This window comes from Bradyrhizobium sp. AC87j1, assembly GCF_002936975.1.
Classification (GTDB): Bacteria; Pseudomonadota; Alphaproteobacteria; order Rhizobiales; family Xanthobacteraceae; genus Bradyrhizobium; species Bradyrhizobium shewense.
Genome location: NZ_PTFE01000009.1, coordinates 94,553 through 112,686, shown reverse-complemented (window position 1 = coordinate 112,686; position 18,134 = coordinate 94,553). Strand labels below are relative to the sequence as shown.

General features: G+C 65.9%; 15 protein-coding genes, 1 pseudogene and 1 riboswitch. Of the genes and pseudogenes, 10 read left to right on the top strand and 6 right to left on the bottom strand.

Annotation, left to right across the window (positions count from 1 at the left end; all coding sequences use genetic code 11):
• The first annotated feature begins 98 nt into the window (after positions 1 to 98).
• On the top strand, positions 99 to 512 hold the full coding sequence (locus CV770_RS08190) for an EVE domain-containing protein (protein WP_091965405.1): 414 nt from the start codon (positions 99 to 101) through the stop codon (positions 510 to 512).
• A 76-nt stretch (positions 513 to 588) separates the two neighbouring features.
• Here CV770_RS08190 and CV770_RS08185 read toward each other — a convergent pair whose 3' ends face one another.
• Positions 589 to 1,683, bottom strand: a complete 1,095-nt coding sequence (locus CV770_RS08185) for an adenylate/guanylate cyclase domain-containing protein (protein ID WP_201759757.1) — start codon at positions 1,681 to 1,683, stop codon at positions 589 to 591.
• A gap of 101 nt (positions 1,684 to 1,784) precedes the next feature.
• Between CV770_RS08185 and CV770_RS08180 the strand changes: the two genes are divergently transcribed.
• On the top strand, positions 1,785 to 2,240 hold the full coding sequence (locus CV770_RS08180) for an SRPBCC family protein (RefSeq protein WP_028139325.1): 456 nt from the start codon (positions 1,785 to 1,787) through the stop codon (positions 2,238 to 2,240).
• A 115-nt stretch (positions 2,241 to 2,355) separates the two neighbouring features.
• Here the strand turns inward: CV770_RS08180 and CV770_RS08175 are convergent, their stop codons facing one another.
• Complete coding sequence (locus tag CV770_RS08175; protein WP_104461949.1) at positions 2,356 to 3,525, bottom strand: DNA topoisomerase IB; 1,170 nt, start codon at positions 3,523 to 3,525, stop codon at positions 2,356 to 2,358.
• A gap of 401 nt (positions 3,526 to 3,926) precedes the next feature.
• Between CV770_RS08175 and acs the strand changes: the two genes are divergently transcribed.
• Positions 3,927 to 5,873 (top strand): acetate--CoA ligase, encoded by a 1,947-nt coding sequence (gene acs / locus CV770_RS08170; protein WP_201759753.1) that lies wholly within the window; start codon positions 3,927 to 3,929, stop codon positions 5,871 to 5,873.
• A 433-nt stretch (positions 5,874 to 6,306) separates the two neighbouring features.
• Positions 6,307 to 6,822: a L,D-transpeptidase gene (locus CV770_RS08165; protein WP_091965401.1), complete on the top strand. Its 516-nt coding sequence runs from the start codon at positions 6,307 to 6,309 to the stop codon at positions 6,820 to 6,822.
• Between the two features lie 55 nt (positions 6,823 to 6,877).
• Here the strand turns inward: CV770_RS08165 and CV770_RS08160 are convergent, their stop codons facing one another.
• A complete protein-coding gene (locus tag CV770_RS08160; RefSeq protein ID WP_104461948.1) occupies positions 6,878 to 7,468 on the bottom strand; it encodes a thermonuclease family protein in 591 nt (196 codons plus the stop codon).
• A gap of 43 nt (positions 7,469 to 7,511) precedes the next feature.
• Positions 7,512 to 7,712, bottom strand: coding sequence for a DUF1674 domain-containing protein (locus tag CV770_RS08155; protein ID WP_091965399.1), 201 nt, complete (start codon positions 7,710 to 7,712; stop codon positions 7,512 to 7,514).
• 189 nt (positions 7,713 to 7,901) lie between these two features.
• Here CV770_RS08155 and CV770_RS08150 point away from each other — a divergent pair, with 189 nt between their 5' ends.
• The 3 genes from CV770_RS08150 (at position 7,902) to purH (ending at position 12,882) form a co-directional block, all read left to right on the top strand.
• Complete coding sequence (locus CV770_RS08150; protein WP_104461947.1) at positions 7,902 to 9,248, top strand: RsmB/NOP family class I SAM-dependent RNA methyltransferase; 1,347 nt, start codon at positions 7,902 to 7,904, stop codon at positions 9,246 to 9,248.
• A 157-nt stretch (positions 9,249 to 9,405) separates the two neighbouring features.
• Positions 9,406 to 11,124 carry a heparinase II/III family protein gene (locus CV770_RS08145; RefSeq protein WP_201759752.1) on the top strand — a complete coding sequence of 573 codons (1,719 nt, stop codon included), beginning with the start codon at positions 9,406 to 9,408 and terminating at the stop codon, positions 11,122 to 11,124.
• A gap of 58 nt (positions 11,125 to 11,182) precedes the next feature.
• Positions 11,183 to 11,264: riboswitch (ZMP/ZTP riboswitch) on the top strand.
• Between the two features lie 25 nt (positions 11,265 to 11,289).
• The gene (purH, locus tag CV770_RS08140; protein WP_104461945.1) at positions 11,290 to 12,882 is read left to right on the top strand and encodes a bifunctional phosphoribosylaminoimidazolecarboxamide formyltransferase/IMP cyclohydrolase; all 1,593 of its coding nucleotides are present in this window, start codon (positions 11,290 to 11,292) and stop codon (positions 12,880 to 12,882) included.
• Positions 12,883 to 13,090: 208 nt separating this feature from the next.
• Here the strand turns inward: purH and CV770_RS08135 are convergent, their stop codons facing one another.
• The gene (locus CV770_RS08135; protein WP_104461944.1) at positions 13,091 to 14,476 is read right to left on the bottom strand and encodes an MFS transporter; all 1,386 of its coding nucleotides are present in this window, start codon (positions 14,474 to 14,476) and stop codon (positions 13,091 to 13,093) included.
• A gap of 100 nt (positions 14,477 to 14,576) precedes the next feature.
• On the opposite strand from CV770_RS08135, the gene ggt reads away from it, so the two are divergent.
• The gene (ggt, locus tag CV770_RS08130; RefSeq protein WP_104461943.1) at positions 14,577 to 16,328 is read left to right on the top strand and encodes a gamma-glutamyltransferase; all 1,752 of its coding nucleotides are present in this window, start codon (positions 14,577 to 14,579) and stop codon (positions 16,326 to 16,328) included.
• Positions 16,328 to 16,564, top strand: a pseudogene (locus tag CV770_RS08125) (MFS transporter); the annotation flags it as partial. The gene ggt and the pseudogene CV770_RS08125, both read left to right, overlap by 1 nt.
• A gap of 127 nt (positions 16,565 to 16,691) precedes the next feature.
• Here CV770_RS08125 and CV770_RS08120 read toward each other — a convergent pair.
• The gene (locus CV770_RS08120) at positions 16,692 to 17,357 is read right to left on the bottom strand and encodes a glutathione S-transferase family protein (RefSeq protein ID WP_104461942.1); all 666 of its coding nucleotides are present in this window, start codon (positions 17,355 to 17,357) and stop codon (positions 16,692 to 16,694) included.
• A gap of 163 nt (positions 17,358 to 17,520) precedes the next feature.
• Here CV770_RS08120 and CV770_RS08115 point away from each other — a divergent pair, with 163 nt between their 5' ends.
• Entirely contained in the window at positions 17,521 to 18,117 is a 597-nt protein-coding gene (locus CV770_RS08115; RefSeq protein WP_104461941.1) for a DUF2239 family protein, read from the top strand.
• The last annotated feature ends 17 nt before the right edge of the window (positions 18,118 to 18,134 follow it).

Here is an 18,134-nt window from a genome sequence, read left to right as displayed (position 1 = left end):
CGCTTGTCGCGGGCATCCACGTCTTGATATTGAATTGATGGCAGAGACGTGGATGGCCGGGACAAGCCCGGCCACGACGAATGGATAGGACGCGCGCGATGAACTACTGGCTGGTGAAATCCGAACCGTCGGTGTGGTCCTGGGACCAGCAGGTGGCGAAGGGCGCCAAGGGCGAGGCCTGGACCGGCGTGCGCAATTACACCGCGCGCCAGAATCTCGTCGCCATGAAGAAGGGCGACAAGGCGTTCTTCTATCATTCCAACGAGGGCAAGGAGATCGTCGGCATCGCCGAGATCATCAAGGAAGCCTATCCCGATCCGACCGACAAGACCGAGAAATTCGTCTGCGTCGACATCAAGGCCGACAAGCCGTTGAAGACGCCGGTGACGATGGCCACGATCAAGGCCGAGAAGAAGCTGGCCGACATGGCGCTGGTGAAATATTCGCGCCTGTCGGTGCAGCCGGTGACGGCGGAGGAGTGGAAGCTCGTCTGCAAGATGGGCGGGGTTTAGCCGCAGGTGCTGTAGCCCGGATGAGCGAAGCGATATCCGGGAGCACTGGCCCGGCATGTCGCTTCGCTCATGCGGGCTACGATATCGGAGCTTGCGCATCCGGCAGCGCAAACACCTCGCACGGCGCAGCCATGCCGCGCAGCGAATGCGATCCGAGCGCGACCAGCGGCATGTCCGTTTCCGCGGCGAGCACGCCCGACACCAGCACGGTCCTGCCGAGCGGCTTGCACAAGCCTTCGAGCCGACTGGCGAGATTGACGGCGGGTCCGATCGCCGTGAAGTCGAGCCGGTTGGCGGCGCCGATATTGCCCCACAGCATCTCGCCCAGATGGAGCGCAGCACCGAATGCCAGCGGTGGCAACCCTTGAGCGCCGCGCTCCTTGTTGAGATAGACCATGCCGGCCTCCGCCGCGCCTGCGGCACGCAGGGCGGCATCGCACGCGCGGCGCGGGGATGCCTCGACCACCGGGAAGATCGCGAGCACGCCGTCGCCGATGAATTTCAGCACCTCGCCACCAAAGGCGTGGACAGCGCCGGCGATGCGGTCGAACCAGGCATCGAGCGCGGCGATGACCTGTGCAGGCGGAGAGGTTTCCGACAGGATGGTGAAATTGCGCAGATCGGCATAGAGCAGCGCGGCCTGAATGGTCTCGCCGAGATCGCGCCGCAAGGGCGCCGCCAGCACCCGCTCCGCGCTGCGCTTGCCGAGATAGGCATCTAACGTCGCGCGCAACGTGGCGCGCGCGGCGAGCACGGCGAGGGGCGTCGCGGCAAAACGCGCGGCCTGGCGCAATTGCGCGATGTCGTCCGCGGTGAAGGGACGCGGTCCTATCCAGCCGAGCTGCGGCCCCTCTGGACGTCCGATGATGTCTTCGTGGACCTCGCCGCGCGCGGTGTCGCGCAGCCAGCGGCGGCCGGCATCGTTGGGCGGATCGGGCGCCAACCCGCCCGGCGCGAAACCGAGTGCTTCAATCACCTGGCCGCTGTCGGCACGCCACAGCCAGGTCCGCTTCGCGATCAGAGGATGCGGCACCTCCAGCGTCAGGGCCCCCGCCGCAAGCGGCACGCCGTCGGCGACGAGATGCGCGCCGAGTTCCGCAAGCAGGCGGTCCGCTCCGGCGCTATCCGAGGCGGCATCGACAAGCCAGGCGAGGGTCGAGGAGAGCTGCATGGCTCGATCATGGCCAAGGCGGGCCGTCTTTGTCACGGGCAATCCTTGACGCGCCGCTATGGCGCCGCCATGTGCCAATGGCAGCGAAGGGATGATCGCCGATGACCGAACCGTTCATAGTGCGACGCGAGACCCAGATCGCCGCACCGCGCGCCACCGTTTTCGCCTATCTGACCGACCCCGAGAAAATCCTGAGCTGGATGGGCTCCGATGCGACCACCGAGCCGCATCCCGGCGGGCTTTATCTGCTCAAGGGCATCGGCCCCCGCAGCGGCGTCGCCCGCGGCGCCTTCCGCGAAGTCGTGCCGGTGCATCGTCTGGCCTACACGTTCGGATGGGAAGGCGGCCAGGAAGTACCGCCCGGCTCGAGCCTGATCGAGATCGACCTGATCGAGCGCGACGGCGGCACTCTGCTGCGCATGACCCATAGCGGCCTGCCGAGCGAAGCGCAGGCCGCCGCGCACGCGACGGGGTGGGCGCATTATATGGAACGGCTCACGACCGCAGCCGCAGGCGGCGATCCCGGTCCGGACAACGGCGTCTCGCCCAAGTCGTAGCTCTCGTAGGGTGGGCAAAGGCACATTTGCGCCGTGCCCACCATCTACCCCAACACCGCAACAGAAATGGTGGGCACGCTTCGCTTTGCCCACCCTACGGCAGCGCGACGCGGCGTTACACCGCGGCTGTCGCCACCACCTGCGCCAGAAGCTGCTCGCGCCTTGCCTGCGAGCGCTGGCCCTTCATGGTCGCGGCGAAGCGCTCGAGGATGCCATCCTCGAACGCGGTGACAATGGTGTCGTGGACGTAGCTCTTGCGGCAGATCGCCGGCGTGTTGGAGAGCTTGTCGGCAGCGGCGCGGATTGCGTCCAGCACCTGCTTCTTGCGGCCGCGCTGGCTGGTCGCCGGTGTGATCCGCGACAGCGATTCCACCACGACCGCGGACGCCATCAGCGTACGGAAATCCTTGAGCGAGATCTTGATGCCGGCGATCTCGCGCAAGAACGCGTTCACCTGCGTGGTGTTGACCGCGCGCACGATGCCGTAGGCATCGCGATACTGGAACATGCGCTTGCCGGGGACGCCCTGCAAAATGCCGATGGCGCGCACCAGCTTGGCCGCGTCGCACTCCTTGCGCACCGCCTTGCCGCCCTTCGCCTTGAAGGTCAGCACGAAGCAATCGTCCTCCAGCGTGACGTTGGACTTCAGCAGCGTGGTCGCACCGCGGGTGCCGTTGAGACGGGCATAGGATTCATTGCCGGGGCGGATCGCAGTGCGGGCGATCAGCTCGATCACGGCCGACAGCGCGAATTCACGCGTCGGCTCGTCGCCCGACAGGAACGCCGAGACCTTGCGCCGGATCTTTGGCAGCGCGCCGACGAGCTTTTCCAGGCGATGCGCCTTGCGGTGCTCGCGGACCTTCTCCCAATCGGCGTGATAGCGATATTGCAGCCGGCCCGCGGCATCGCGTCCCACGGCCTGGAGATGCGAGCTCGGATCGGACGAATAGCGCACCTCGCGATAGGCCGGCGGCACCGCCATGGCGTGCAGCCGGCGGATGGTGCGGGCGTCGCGGATATGCGCGCCGTTGGAGCGGACGAAGGAATAGCCCTTGCCGCGCCGGATGCGGCGGATGGTCAGCTCGTTCTGGTCACCGAGCCGCAGGCCGAGCTCCTTGGCGAGCGCCTCGACCGTCGCCGCGGGCGCCGTGTCGAACGCCTTTTTCGGGCTCGGACGCCTGAAAGGGCCCGGTTTCGGCCATTGTCCGAGGGCTTTGGCTAGCGCAATGGCCGCAGGATCGGCTGAAGCGGGCCGTATCGTCCCGAGATTCTGCTGATCCATCATAGCCTTATGCCTTAGCCCTGTCTGTTACCGGTCAATGCCGCTGTTCTGATTTTTGTTCCGAAGGGTCTCTTTGGACCCGGGTTGGCCATTTAGGGTGTTCCGAACCGTATTGCGAGTCCCGAATCAGTGAGAGGTGGTTTCTAAATACCTCTGCTGATGCATGAGGACCCTGCGTGGGCCCGTTCCGCGGATCTCGGTAAAGGCCCCGAAAGCCGCCCGCCGGCTTGTTTCAGATCTGCGACAGTCGCAGCAGGTGGCCTTGATCCGCCGCATGGCGGGCCGCCCGCCGAAGGTCCAGCTTGTGCTCCTTGTCGGGCCCGGTTAGCCCGACGCATAATCAGTCAATGATCAAGTCGGCTCGCCGGTCGTTAGCGTTCGGCCTGCCGTATGTGGAGGGAAGCATGTCCGAGAAGATCTACGACGTCCCGGCGGAGTGGGCGAAGCGCGCCTGGGTCGACCAGGCCAAGTACAAGGAGATGTACGCGCGCTCGATCTCGGACCCGAACGCCTTCTGGGCGGAGCAGGCCAAGCGCATCGACTGGATGCATGCGCCGACGAAAATCGAGAACGTCTCCTTCGCGCCCGGCAACATCTCGATCAAATGGTTCGAGGACGGCATCCTCAACGTCGCCTACAACTGCATCGACCGCCATCTCGCCAAGCGCGGCAACCAGACCGCGATCATCTGGGAAGGCGACGATCCCTCGCAGTCCAAGCACATCACCTACAAGGAGTTGCACGACGAAGTCTGCCGGATGGCCAACATCCTGCGCACCCGCAACGTCAAGAAGGGCGACCGCGTCACCATCTACCTGCCGATGATCCCCGAAGCAGCCTATGCGATGCTCGCCTGCGCGCGCATTGGCGCGATCCACTCCGTGGTGTTCGCGGGCTTCTCGCCGGACAGCCTCGCCCAGCGCATCAATGACTGCCAGTCCAAGGTCATCATCACCGCGGACGAGGGCCTGCGCGGCGGCAAGAAGGTGCCGTTGAAAGCCAACGTCGACGCGGCGCTCGCCAAGGCCGACGGCGTCGACTGGGTCGTCGTGGTCAAGCGCACCGGCGGCCAGATCGAGATGAACCCCTCGCGCGATCTCTGGTACCACGACGCTGCAAAGATGGTGACGACGGAATGCCCGGTCGAGCACATGCACGCCGAGGATCCGCTGTTCATCCTCTACACCTCAGGCTCGACCGGCCAGCCCAAGGGCGTGCTGCACACCTCCGCCGGCTATCTCGTGTTCGCCTCGATGACGCATCAATACGTCTTCGATTATCACGACGGCGACATCTACTGGTGCACGGCGGACGTCGGCTGGGTCACCGGCCACAGCTACATTCTCTATGGGCCGCTCGCCAATGGCGCGACGACGCTGATGTTCGAAGGCGTGCCGAATTACCCGGATAATTCCAGATTCTGGAACGTCATCGACAAGCACAAGGTCAACATCTTCTACACCGCACCGACCGCGATCCGCGCGCTGATGCAGTCGGGCGACGAGCCGGTGAAGAAGACATCGCGCGCCTCGCTCCGCCTGCTCGGCTCGGTCGGCGAGCCCATCAATCCGGAAGCGTGGGAGTGGTATCACCGCGTCGTCGGCGACGACCGCTGCCCGATCGTCGACACCTGGTGGCAGACCGAGACCGGCGGCATCCTGATCACGCCGCTGCCGGGCGCGACCAAGCTCAAGCCGGGCTCGGCGACGCAGCCGTTCTTCGGCGTGGTGCCTGAGATCGTCGACGCCGACGGCAAGGTGCTGGACGGCGAGACCTCGGGCAATCTCTGCCTGACGCGATCCTGGCCCGGCCAGATGCGCACGGTCTACGGCGATCACGCCCGCTTCGAGCAGACCTATTTCTCGACCTACAAGGGCAAGTACTTTACCGGCGACGGCTGCCGGCGTGATGCCGACGGCTATTACTGGATCACCGGCCGCGTCGACGACGTCATCAACGTGTCCGGCCACCGCATGGGCACCGCGGAAGTCGAGAGCGCGCTGGTCGCACATGAGAAGGTGTCGGAGGCCGCGGTCGTCGGCTTCCCGCACGACATCAAGGGGCAGGGCATCTACGCCTACGTCACCCTGATGGCCGGCGTGCAGCCGACCGAGGATCTGCGCAAGGAGCTCGTCACCTGGGTGCGCAAGGAGATCGGCCCGATCGCATCCCCGGATCAAATCCAGTTCGCGCCGGGCCTGCCCAAGACCCGCTCGGGCAAGATCATGCGCCGCATCCTGCGCAAGATCGCCGAGGACGAACCGGGCAGCCTGGGCGATACCTCGACCCTGGCCGATCCCGCCGTGGTCGACGATCTCGTCAAGAACCGGCAGAACCGGAAGCCGGCGTAAACGAGCTCTCGTGCCCCGGACGCAGCGTAGCGCGCACTTCGCGGTGCGCTGCTGAGCCGGGGCCCATCGAGCCGCGCACGAAGAGAAGAACTGGGTCCGCACTGCGCCGCACCGCTCCGCGCTGCGCCTTGTCCGGGACACGAGACTGCCTTTCGCACCGAGGCCCCGAAATAACAGCCGTTCACAGCCTCACGGACTTGTCAGGGCGCGCGCCGGCGCGGCCGCATCTTTCCCGCCGAGTGTTGTTTTCAGGTCATTTACTTTATTTCGAACATTTCCTTTGTTCCCCCTGCTGGCTGGCCCTTGGCGGCCGTGCGTGGAAACCAACCGGTTAACGGGCGCGGTTAAGAATGTCCCCTGAAAGGACGTGGCAAGCTGGCGATTGCCGGTTCTGCGTAATTTTGGACGATCCGTTCGGGCTAGGGGAAAATCGATGTCGATAAGGATTGCTGTGGCGCTCGCCGCCACCATCGGGGCAGGGGTATTGATGTCGACCGCGGCGCAGGCGCGGCCGGAAATGGTTGGGGCGCATCTGGCCGACTATTCGCCGGGCACGATCGTGGTCAAAACCAGCGAGCGGCGGCTCTATCTCATCCTCGATAACGGCCACGCCGTGCGCTACCCGGTCGGCGTCGGCAAGTCGGGGAAGCAGTGGGCCGGCACCACCCGCATCGACGGCAAGTACCGCAATCCGGCGTGGTCTCCGCCCGCCGAGGTGAAGCGCGACAAGCCGAGCATCCCTGACGTCATTCCCGGCGGCTCGCCGCGCAACCCGATGGGCGTTGCGGCGATGACGCTGGCCGGCGGCGAATACGCCATCCATGGCACCAACGTGCCGGGCTCGATCGGCGGCTTCGTCTCCTATGGCTGCATCCGCATGCTCAACGACGACATCACCGATCTCTACGGCCGCGTCTCGGTCGGCACGACGGTGGTCGTGACGCGCTGATCGCCGGGATCAAGGCAAGACAAGAAAAAGGCCGCGTCCGGGGACGCGGCTTTTGTTACCAGAAGCGCCAGCTGCGCGCGCACCAGCCGTCGCGATGGCCGCCATTGTAGCTTCGCACAAAACCGCCGGCGAGCAATGCCGCCGAAACGTTCGCAGTCCGCCGGGTCGCGACGTCGGCGAGAACGCGGCCGTATTTGTCGGGGCCGAGATTGGCGATCGTCACGTCGCCCTGGCCGAGCAGATCGCGCAATGCGCGGGCCGCGGCTTCGGCCTTGTCCTGCTCGTCCCGGCAAGACGCTTTCATCTCGGGCGCGTCGATGCCGCGCAACCGAACCCGCACGACGAGATCGCGGCCGCCGCGCTGACGAACACGTGCGAGAAAGGTGTCGCCGTCGATGGTGCGAATGACATCGACCGGCTCGCGAACATCGGGATGGCCCGCCTGCTCGAGAACGATCTCGGCGTTCCGCGTGCGGTCGCCATCGGCATCCGGAACAAGCCAGCCCATTCCATGGCGAAAGGTGAGCACGACGGCCAGCGCGATGCCCACCACGAACATCCACGGCAATAATCCGGAGAAGCGCCGACCGAACGGCGAGCCGCCGAATTGCGGCCGATATCGATGGCTGGGGTCGAAGCGCGACATCGCGCGACGCTATGGCTGAGTCGGCCGAGCCTGCAAGAGCGACTCAGAAGTCGGAAGCAATGCCCTTGCGCTCCCAGTCGCCGTAACGGGTGGGCTCAGGCCCCTTTGGTCCCTGCAACTCCTTGGGCGCGGCTTCCGCATGCGCCTTCGCCGCGGCCTGCCGGCGCGCCTCGGCTTCGGCCAGCGCGCGCTGGGCTGCCGGCGTGAGCTGCTTGCGGTCGGAAACGGGAGGCTGGTCACTCATCGCCAGGCTTTCTAGCGCAGGACGAGCCGCAACGCGATGTCCAATAACGCATTCCTGAAATCGGCCCGGAAGGGCTGAAAAAGCCGGAAGCGATTCTTACATTTGGCATATTCGCGTGCCAGAGATTGGGTTCTCAAGGCATGCGCCCATTGCGGCGGAACTGCCGCTCGCTCAGAACCTTGCTTCCGCATGCCATCTCAACGTTTCGCCCCTCCGTCCGAAGTGCCCGGTCTCGCGGCGCGACGGATTGCCGCCGACATCGTCGACGGCGTGCTGCACAAGCACCGTACGCTCGACGACCAACTCGACGGCAGCGGCGCCCATCCCGGATTGAAGACGTTGGCCGACCGCGACCGCGCGCTGATGCGGCGCCTGGTCGCCACGGTGCTGCGCCGGCTCGGCACGCTCGGCCATGTGCTGTCCCGCCTGCTCGACAAGGGCATTCCCTCCGATGCGCCGCGCGCGCAAAGCGCGCTCCTGATCGGTGCGGCGCAGATCCTCTGGATGGACGTGCCGGATCACGCGGCCGTCGACCTCTCCGTTCGCCTGGTGCAATCCGACCGGCGCGCCGCGCGCTATGCCGGCCTCGTCAATGCCGTGCTGCGCCGCTGCGCGCGCGAGGGCACGGCGCTGGTCGAGGAGGTCGCCGCGCAATCGCTGGATCTGCCGCCATGGCTGCTCGCGCGCTGGAGCGCGCATTATGGCGAAGCAACCGCAAGGGAGATGGCACTGGCACTCGGCCACGAGCCTTCGCTCGATCTCACGGTGAAGTCCGATGCCGTGCAATGGGCGAGCCGCCTGCACGGCGAGACGCTTCCGACCGGAACGGTGCGGATGCTGCTGCACGGCTCGGTGACCATGCTGCCCGGCTTCGCCGAGGGACAATGGTGGGTACAGGACGCCGCCGCCGCGCTGCCGGCCCGGCTGTTCGGCGACGTCAAGGGCAAGTCCATTGCCGATCTCTGCGCCGCCCCCGGCGGCAAGACCGCGCAGCTGGCGCATGCCGGCGCGCAGGTGACGGCGATCGACCGCTCGCCGGCCCGGGTGACGCGACTGCGTGAAAACCTGGCGCGGCTGTCGCTCCAGGCCGAGACCGTCGTCGCTGACGCCGTGGAATGGGCCGGCCCTGCCGAAGGCTTCGACGGCATTTTGATCGATGCGCCCTGCACTTCGACCGGCACGATCCGCCGTCATCCCGATGTGGCGTGGCTGCGGCAGGAATCCGATGTCACCGCCATGACGGTGCTGCAGCAGCGACTGCTGCGAAAATCGGTGTCGTTGCTCAAGCCGGGCGGCACGCTGGTCTACTGCACCTGCTCGCTGGAACCCGAAGAGGGCGAGCAGGCGGTGGCGACGCTGCTGGCGAGCGAGCCTGCGCTTCGCCGCGTCCCGATCGAGGCGTCGGAGGTCGCGGGCCTGGACGAAATCATCACAGGGGACGGCGATCTGCGCACCCTGCCCAGCCATCTGCCGAACGCCGATCCCAAGCTCGGCGGGCTCGACGGATTTTTCGCGACCCGGCTCGTTAAATCCTGATTTTGCACCGGATTTTGCGACCGCGACGCTGATTCTCACACGTTCAAGGTGGTGTCAGACGTCCGATTTTGGGATTAATAGGGATTCGTCGGAATCCTCTCCCCCTTCAAGGCAAAGCGTGTCGGTCGCTCAACGCAGACGTATCTCGACGCTGGTCATGAACCGCTTCGCGCGGAACATGCTCGCGCGCGCGAGCGGCGGTTCCGTTGCGCTGTCGCGGGTCTGGCCCGGCCGCACCGATCGGCTGATCATCGCGCCGCACGATCTGCGCACCGCGGATGCGACTCGCGCCGCTGAAATCTATGCCGGCCGCTTCGTCTTCGCCGGCAAGATCGTCAATTGCCACGGCCGTTCGATCTTCGATCTCGAGCCGCCGTCGGAGGATTGGGAAGTCGCGCTGCTCGGCTTCGGCTGGCTGCGCCATTTGCGCGCCGCCGACACTGCGCTGACACGGGCGAATGCGCGCGCGCTGATCGAGGACTGGATCGCCAACCCCGCCAACAAGCGCCGCCCGGTCGCGCGCCGCGCCGACGTGCTGGCCCGGCGCGTGATCTCGCTGCTGTCGCAGGCGCCGCTGGTGCTCAACGAGACCGACAACAAGTTCTACCGCCGTTACCTTCGCGCCCTCGCGCGCGAGATCCGCTTCCTGCGCTACACCATGGTCAACATTCCCGACGGGGTGCCGAAGCTCCAGGTGCTGATCGCGCTGTGTTATGCGGCCTTGTGCCTCGCCAACCAGGCCGGCCAAATCCGCAGCGCATCGAAAAAGCTGTCGGACGAATTGCAGCGGCAGATCCTGCCCGACGGCGGACACATCTCCCGCAATCCGGGCGCGCTGATCGACCTCCTGATCGACCTGCTGCCGCTGCGGCAGACGTTTGCTGCGCGCAACATCGCACCGCCGCCGGCGCTGCTCAACGCGATCGACCGCATGATGCCGATGCTGCGCTTCTTCCGCCACGGCGACGGTAACTTCGCGCTGTTCAACGGCATGAGCGCGACATCGTCCGACCTGCTCGCCACACTGCTTGCCTATGACGACACTCACGGCGCGCCGATGGCGAACATGCCGCATACCGGCTTTCAGCGCCTCGATGCCGGCCAGACCACTGTGATCATCGACACCGGCCCGCCGCCGCCGGCCGGCGTCAGCCACGACGCCCATGCCGGCTGCCTGTCGTTCGAACTGTCTTCCGGCATCAGCCGCATCGTCACCAATTGCGGCATGCCGACCACGGGCCGCGACAATTGGCGGCCGTTCGCCCGCGGCACCGCGGCGCATTCGACGCTGACCTATCACGATACTTCGTCGTGCCAGTTCGTCGAGATGTCGGCGATGAAGCGCCTCTTGCACGGCTCGCCTGTTACCAGCGGGCCCGTCGAGGTCGAGAGCTATCGCGAGATCGTGCAGAGCGGCACGCTGCTCACGACCTCGCATGACGGCTATCTTTCCAAATTCGGCGCGATCCACCGCCGCGTGCTGATGATCGCCAATGACGGCGCGCGCATCGACGGCGAGGACACGCTGTCGCCGCCGCAGGGCGGACGCTTCAAGGGCGCCGACGCTGACTTTGCGCTGCGCTTCCATCTGCATCCGGCAGTGAAGGCCAGCCGGCTGTCGGATGCGCGCGGCGTCATGCTGGTGCTGCCGAACCGCGACGTCTGGACCTTCGAGGCGCTCGACGACAAGGTCGATCTCGAGGACAGCGTGTTCCTGGCCGGCAATGACGGGCCGCGCCGCACCGCCCAGATCGTGATCCGGCAGGACGCGCGCCAAGCGCCCTCGATCCGCTGGAGCTTTATCCGCTCCACGGCATCGCCGACCGTCACCAATGCCCGCCGCAACGCCCGGCGCGAACCGGAACTTCCGCTGTAAACGCGCGGATTCGGCCCCATCTGATCGTTGTGAAGCACGCCGAAAACTGCTATCGAGCCCTCGCTCGCGCGACTGGCGACCTTGGATGGAGCACCATCGGGAAGCGCGACACATATCTGCCGCGCGCCTGGGCATAGACACTCCTTAAGACAGAGGATCTTGCTCATGACTGACCATCCCCGCCGCGTCACCCGCGCGCTTCTTTCCGTCTCCGACAAAACCGGCCTGATCGAATTCGCAAAGGCGCTCGCCGAGCATGATGTCGAGCTAGTCTCGACCGGTGGCACTGCGAAAGCAATCGCCGCGGCCGGCCTCAAGGTGAAGGACGTATCCGAGCTCACCGGCTTCCCCGGGATGATGGATGGCCGCGTCAAGACGCTGCATCCGAAGGTGCATGGCGGCCTGCTCGCGATCCGCGACAACAAGGAACATGCGGACGCGATGAAGGCGCACGGCATCGCGCCGATCGATCTTCTCGTCGTCAATCTCTATCCGTTCGAGGCGACGGTCGACAAAGGCGCCGGCTTCGAGGATTGCATCGAGAACATCGACATCGGCGGCCCCGCGATGATCCGCGCCGCCGCGAAGAACCATGACGACGTCGCCGTTGTCGTCGAGGCAGATGACTACAAGGCGGTACTCGACGAGCTCGCCGCCAACAAGGGCGCGACCACGCTGAAACTGCGCCGGCGGCTTGCTGCGAAGGCCTACGCGCGCACCGGCGCTTACGATGCCGCGATCTCGAACTGGTTCAATCGCCAGCTCGAGATCGACGCGCCCGACTTCCGCGCCTTCGGCGGCAAGTTGATCCAGTCGCTGCGCTACGGCGAGAACCCGCACCAGACCGCGGCGTTCTACGCGACGCCCGACAAGCGCCCGGGCGTCTCCACCGCCCGGCAGCTCCAGGGCAAGGAGCTCTCCTACAACAACATCAACGACACTGATGCGGCCTATGAGTGCATCGGCGAGTTCGACGCCAAGCGAACTGCGGCCTGCGTCATCGTCAAGCACGCCAACCCCTGCGGCGTCGCGGAGGGATCAAACCTCGTCGACGCCTATCGCAAGGCGCTGGCCTGCGATTCCACCTCGGCCTTCGGCGGCATCATCGCGATGAATCGTCCGCTGGACGCGGATACGGCCCGCGAGATCACAAAGATCTTCACCGAGGTGATCATCGCGCCCGACGCCACCGAGGAAGCGATCGCCATCATCGGCGGCAAGAAGAACCTGCGGCTGCTGCTCGCCGGCAGCCTGCCCGATCCGCGCGCGCCCGGCCTCACCGCCAAGACGGTCGCCGGCGGCCTGCTGGTGCAGAGCCGCGACAACGCCGTGGTCGACGACATGACGTTTAAGGTCGTGACCAAGCGCGCGCCCACGGACGCGGAGATGCGTGACCTCAAGTTTGCGTTCCGGGTCGCAAAACACGTCAAGTCCAACACGATCATCTACGCCAAGGATCTCGCCACCGTCGGCATCGGCGCCGGCCAGATGAGCCGCGTCGATTCAGCCCGGATCGCCGCGCGCAAGGCGCAGGATGCGGCGAGCGAGCTGAAGCTTGCCGAGCCGCTCACCAAGGGCTCGGTGGTGGCATCGGATGCATTCTTCCCGTTCGCCGACGGCATGCTCGCCTGCATCGAGGCTGGCGCCACCGCGGTGGTGCAGCCCGGCGGCTCGATGCGCGACGACGAGGTGATCAAAGCCGCCGACGAGCACGGCATCGCCATGGTGTTCACGGGCACGCGGCATTTCCGGCACTAAGCCGCGGTTGTCGTCCCGGACAAGTGCAGCTCCGGGCAACGCGTAGCGTTGTCGAGAGCAGAGCGCCGATCCGGGACCTCCGCGCGAGCGCTTGCGCTCGTCGCGATCACCACAGGAAGAAGTTTGGTCCGCGGTATTGGCCGCGTCGCGCCAACGAGAGATCACGCGGTATGGGTCCCTGGTTCGCAGGAACGACGGCGAGAGTTAGCTAGTCTTTCACCCGCCTCAACAACCCCAGCCCCGCGACGAAGAACACCACCAGCACGGCCATGCCGGCCTTCTGGCTTGCGGTCACCGCAGTGATCATGCCGATCAGCAACGGTCCGATGAAGGACGTCACCTTCCCCGTCAGCGCGAACAGGCCGAAATACTGCGCGATGCGGTCCTTCGGTGCGAGGTGGATCAGCAGCGTGCGTGAGGCCGCCTGGAGTGGACCGCCGGCCGCGCCAATGAGGCAGCCCAGCACGAGATAGGCGCGCTCGGCCGCGCTCGAGAACAAGGGAGCGTCTGCTTGCGGCGGCGCGACCTTGATGAACAAAACACTGTCCTTGTCGACCAGGAGAATTGCCGCCACGGACAACAGCAGCACGAGCAAGCTGCCCGCGATGACGCGCTTCGGCCCGAGACGATCATCCAGCTTGCCGCCGAACCATGCGCCAAATGCGCCGGCAATCGCGAGCATGATGCCGAAGGTGCCGATCTGGATTGTGTGCCAGCCGAAGGTGCCCGCGGCATAGATGCCACCAAAGGCGAACAGCGACACCAGACCATCCGTGTAGATCATATTGGCGAGCAGAAATGCCGCCAGCGATCTCTGCTGCGGCAGGCGTCTGATCGATTGCCTCAACTCCGACAGCCCCTCACGCAAAGCCTCGCGCACCGGGCGCTTCGCCGGATAATCCGGCGTGAACAGGAACAGCGGTGTCACGAAGACGATGAACCACAGCCCGGTCAGCGGGCCCACGATGCGATCGCCCTGATGGCTGACCGGATCGAGCCCGAACAGCGGCGTGAAGCCCAGCAATGTGCGGCCGGTCTGCGGGTTGGCCGCGAGGAAGCCGAGCACGATGATCAGGCTGACGATCCCGCCGACATAGCCGGTGGCCCAGCCGGTGCCGGAGAGCCGTCCAATCCGCTCCGGCGGTACCAGCGTCGGCATCATCGCATTGTTGAAGAGGGTGGCGAATTCCGCGCCGACGCTGGCAAGCGCGACCGCGGTGAGCAGGGGCGGAATGATGGAGGGATCGCCGGGCTTGCCGATCCATAGCGTGCAGGATGCCGCCACCAGCAGCGCACCGAACCCCGCGATCCACGGCTTCCGGCGGCCCGAGGCGTCCGCGATGGCGCCCAGCACCGGCGACATCAACGCGATCGCAAGGCCCGCGGCCGCCATCGCAAATCCCCACAGCGATTGGCCGGTGGCGGCGTTCGGCGCAATGCTGGTGGCGAAATAGGGCGCGAACACGAAGGTCGTGATCAGCGTGAAATAAGGCTGCGCGGCCCAGTCGAAGAAAATCCAGCTGACGACGGCGGCGCGCGGCGGATAGGTCCGCGCCACGCCGGCCATGCGCACATCTGGGAAGATCGTCGTCATCACGCAGTCCTCATCACGAACAGTTTTGCCTCTCTTGGGGCAAACCGTATAGCATTGCAGCGAGGCATGTGAACTGGTTCGAAGCCACGGCGGAAGCTTGATGATGTCGTCATATTCGACAAGGCGGACATTTTTCGCCTTCATAGCCGCCCTGGCGTTTGGTCTGTCACCGGCAGCCGCCCAGGATGCGCGACGGGCCTATGTCCCAGCCGCGCCTGACACGGTGCGCGCCGTCGCCGCCGAGCACGGCATGGTCGTCGCACAGGAGAAGATATCCGCGCAGATCGGTGCCGATATCCTGCGGAGCGGCGGCAATGCGGTCGATGCCGCGGTCGCGACCGGCTTTGCTATGGCCGTGACCTATCCGCGTGCCGGCAATATCGGTGGCGGCGGCTTCATGGTGATCCATTCCGCGGACCGCAACGAAGACATCACGATCGATTACCGCGAGACGGCGCCGGCGGCGACCACGCCGCAAATCTTCCTCGGCGCCGACGGCAAGCCTGATATTGCGAAGTCACGGGATTCCGCGCTCGGCGTCGGCGTGCCCGGCACGGTTGCGGGCCTCGCTTTGGCGTTGGAGAAATACGGCTCGGGGCAATTCACGCTGGCGCAATTGCTTGCGCCCGCGATCGCGCTCGCCCGCGACGGCTTCGCCGTCGGCGACGATATGGCCGACACGCTGCCTACCTGGCACCGGCGGCTGGCACGCTGGCCCTCCTCGGCGAAAATCTTCTCGCGGCCCGATGGCACGCCGCTGGGCGAAGGCGACAGGTTAGTGCAGGGCGATCTCGCTGAAACGCTCTCGGCCGTCGCCGCACAGGGGCCACGCGGCTTCTATGAGGGGCCGGTCGCGGAAAAGCTCGCCAAGGCCGTGACCGACGCCGGCGGCATCATCACGCCCGCCGATTTGAAGGCCTATCAGGCCGTGATCCGCGCGCCGGTGCGCGGCACTTATCGCGGCTATGACATCGTGTCGATGCCGCTGCCTTCGTCGGGCGGTGTCGTGCTGGTGGAGACGCTCAACATCCTCGAGGGCTTTCAGCTCGCCGATCTGAAGCAGGGATCGCCGGCATCGCTGCATCTTCTTATCGAGGCGATGAAGCGCGCCTACGCAGATCGCGCGCGCTATCTCGGCGATCCCGCCTTCGTCAACGCGCCGATCGAGACGCTCGTCGCCAAGGACTACGCCGCCGAGCTACGCGCCGGCATCTCCGCCGAACGCGCCACGCCTTCGAAGGAGCTCGTTTCCGCGGCTCCCTCGCCGCGCGAGGGCAGCAACACCACGCATTTCTCCGTCGTCGATTCCAGCGGCAACGCCGTCAGCAACACCTATACGCTGAACTTCAGTTACGGCGTCGGCCTCGTTGCCGACGGCACCGGCGTGCTGCTCAACAACGAGCTCGACGATTTCACCGCCGCAATCGGCGCCTCCAATGCCTACGGTCTCGTCGGCTTCGAGGCCAATCTGCCGGGCCCCGGCAAGCGGCCGCTGTCCTCGATGTCGCCGACCATCGTGCTGAAGGACGGCAAGCCGGTGCTGGTGACGGGCTCGCCCGGCGGCAGCCGCATCATTTCAAGCGTGCTGCAGGTCATCGTCAACGTGCTCGACTACAAGATGGATGTTGCGGCCGCCGTCGCAGCGCCACGGCTGCATCACCAATGGTTGCCGGATGAAGTCCGTGTCGAGAGCGGCTTTCCCAGCGGTGTTCTGGGCGAGCTGAAGGCGATGGGCCACGTCATCGTCGAGCCGATGGGGCAGACGTCGGCCAATTCGATTGTCGTGACACCCAACGGGCCGCTCGGCGCGCCCGATCCGCGCACGCGCGGCGCAGAAGCTGCGGGGCAGTAATCGGCGCGTTCCTGACCGAGCTCTATCCGACGCTGCTGCGCGGCTCCGGCCACGGCTTTTGCTACAATTTCGGCCGCGGGATCGGCGAGCTGTTTCCGTTCCTCGTCGGCGCGCTATCGGCGACGACGTCGCTTGCGAATGCGATCGCGATGTTCGCGGTGGTGGCTTATGCGGTGTTCTTCATCGCCGCGTTTGCACTGCCGGAGACGCGCAGACGCGTGCTGCACGCGGGTTGATTTGAATGTCATCCCGGGGCACGCGAAGGGCGAACCCGGGATCTCGCGCCACAATCTCGAGATTCTCAGGTGCGCAATTGCGCACCATAGTTCGCCCTCCGGACCATCCCGGAATGACGGCTGATAATTACCGCCCCACCTGGTACGGCCCGCCCTTTTCCAGCGCCCGGGCATATGCTGGGCGCGCGAGGATGCGCTCGAGAAACGCCATCGCCTTGGGATGGCCCTGCTCGAGCCCGCCGCGGGCTTGCGCCGCTTCCAGCGGAAAGCTCATCTGGATGTCGGCTGCGGTGAACTCGTTGCCGGCAAACCACTCGCTCTTGCCGAGCTCGCCTTCCCAGTAATCCATGTGCTGCTTGAGCTGCGGATTGACCAGCGTGGTGAGCGCCTGGTTCGAGACCTTGCGCACCAGCGGACGAAGCAGCGCGGGCGCGCGCTTCGGCATCAGCGTGAACAGGAGCTTCAGCAGCAGCGGCTGCATCGCGGACCCTTCGGCATAATGCAGCCAATAGGTGAAGCGCAGCCGCTCCGGCGTGTTCGGCGGCGGGATCAGCCGGCCGTTGCCGTAGGTCGCGATGAGATATTCGATGATCGCGCCGGACTCGGCGATGGTGTTGCCGTTGTCGGTGATGACGGGCGACTTGCCGAGCGGATGAATGGCGCGCAGCTCCTTCGGCGCGCGCATGTCCGGTTGGCGCTGATAGCGCACGATCTCATAGGGCACGCCCAACTCTTCGAGCAGCCACAGCACGCGCTGCGAGCGGGAGTTGTTGAGGTGATGAACGGTCAGCATCGGCGAGGTCCCCAAGTCAAGGCGTGGTGGCTAGGCGTGGTCAGTCGGCCCGCGTACCTGCCAGCCCGGGAACGCAATGTCGAGCCGTCGATGCGGATATTTTCACCCGGGTATATTGACGCCGATAATTTACCCGGGTATTAAATGGCCCAACGTCGTCAAAATGGCAATGATTCCAATGCAGAAGATTTTCACCGCCTTCCAGGGGCAGCGCCGCCTGGTGTCTGGGCCGGCCGGCGAGGTCGCGCTGGTCGTCAAGCGGGTGGCGCACCGGCCGGACGAGCCCATCATCATCTTCGAGGACGGCACGGGCCGATCGATCGACTTCGATCTGCGCGGCGGGGATCGCGAGGTGCTGGCGCGGTTGGCCAAGCTCGTGCCGCCCCCGGTCGAGGAGAGCACGCCACCGAGCGAGCCGCGCGGGCGCGGGCGACCGAAGCTCGGCGTGGTCGCGCGCGAGGTGACGCTGTTGCCGCGACACTGGGAGTGGCTCAACGCGCAAGCGGGCGGCGCCTCGGTCGCGCTGCGCAAGCTCGTCGACGAGGCCAGGCGCGCCAGCGGCGACAAGGACCGCGAGCGGCAGGCGCGCGATGCGGCCTATCACTTCATGTCGACCATGGCGGGCAACCTGCCGCAGTTCGAGGAAGCCTCGCGCGCATTGTTTGCCGATGATCGGCGACGCTTCACCGGGCTGATCGCGGACTGGCCGACCGATATCCGCGACCACATCGTCAAGCTCGCCTACAGCGGCCGCGCTTAAGGCGCGCGCTCTCTCAC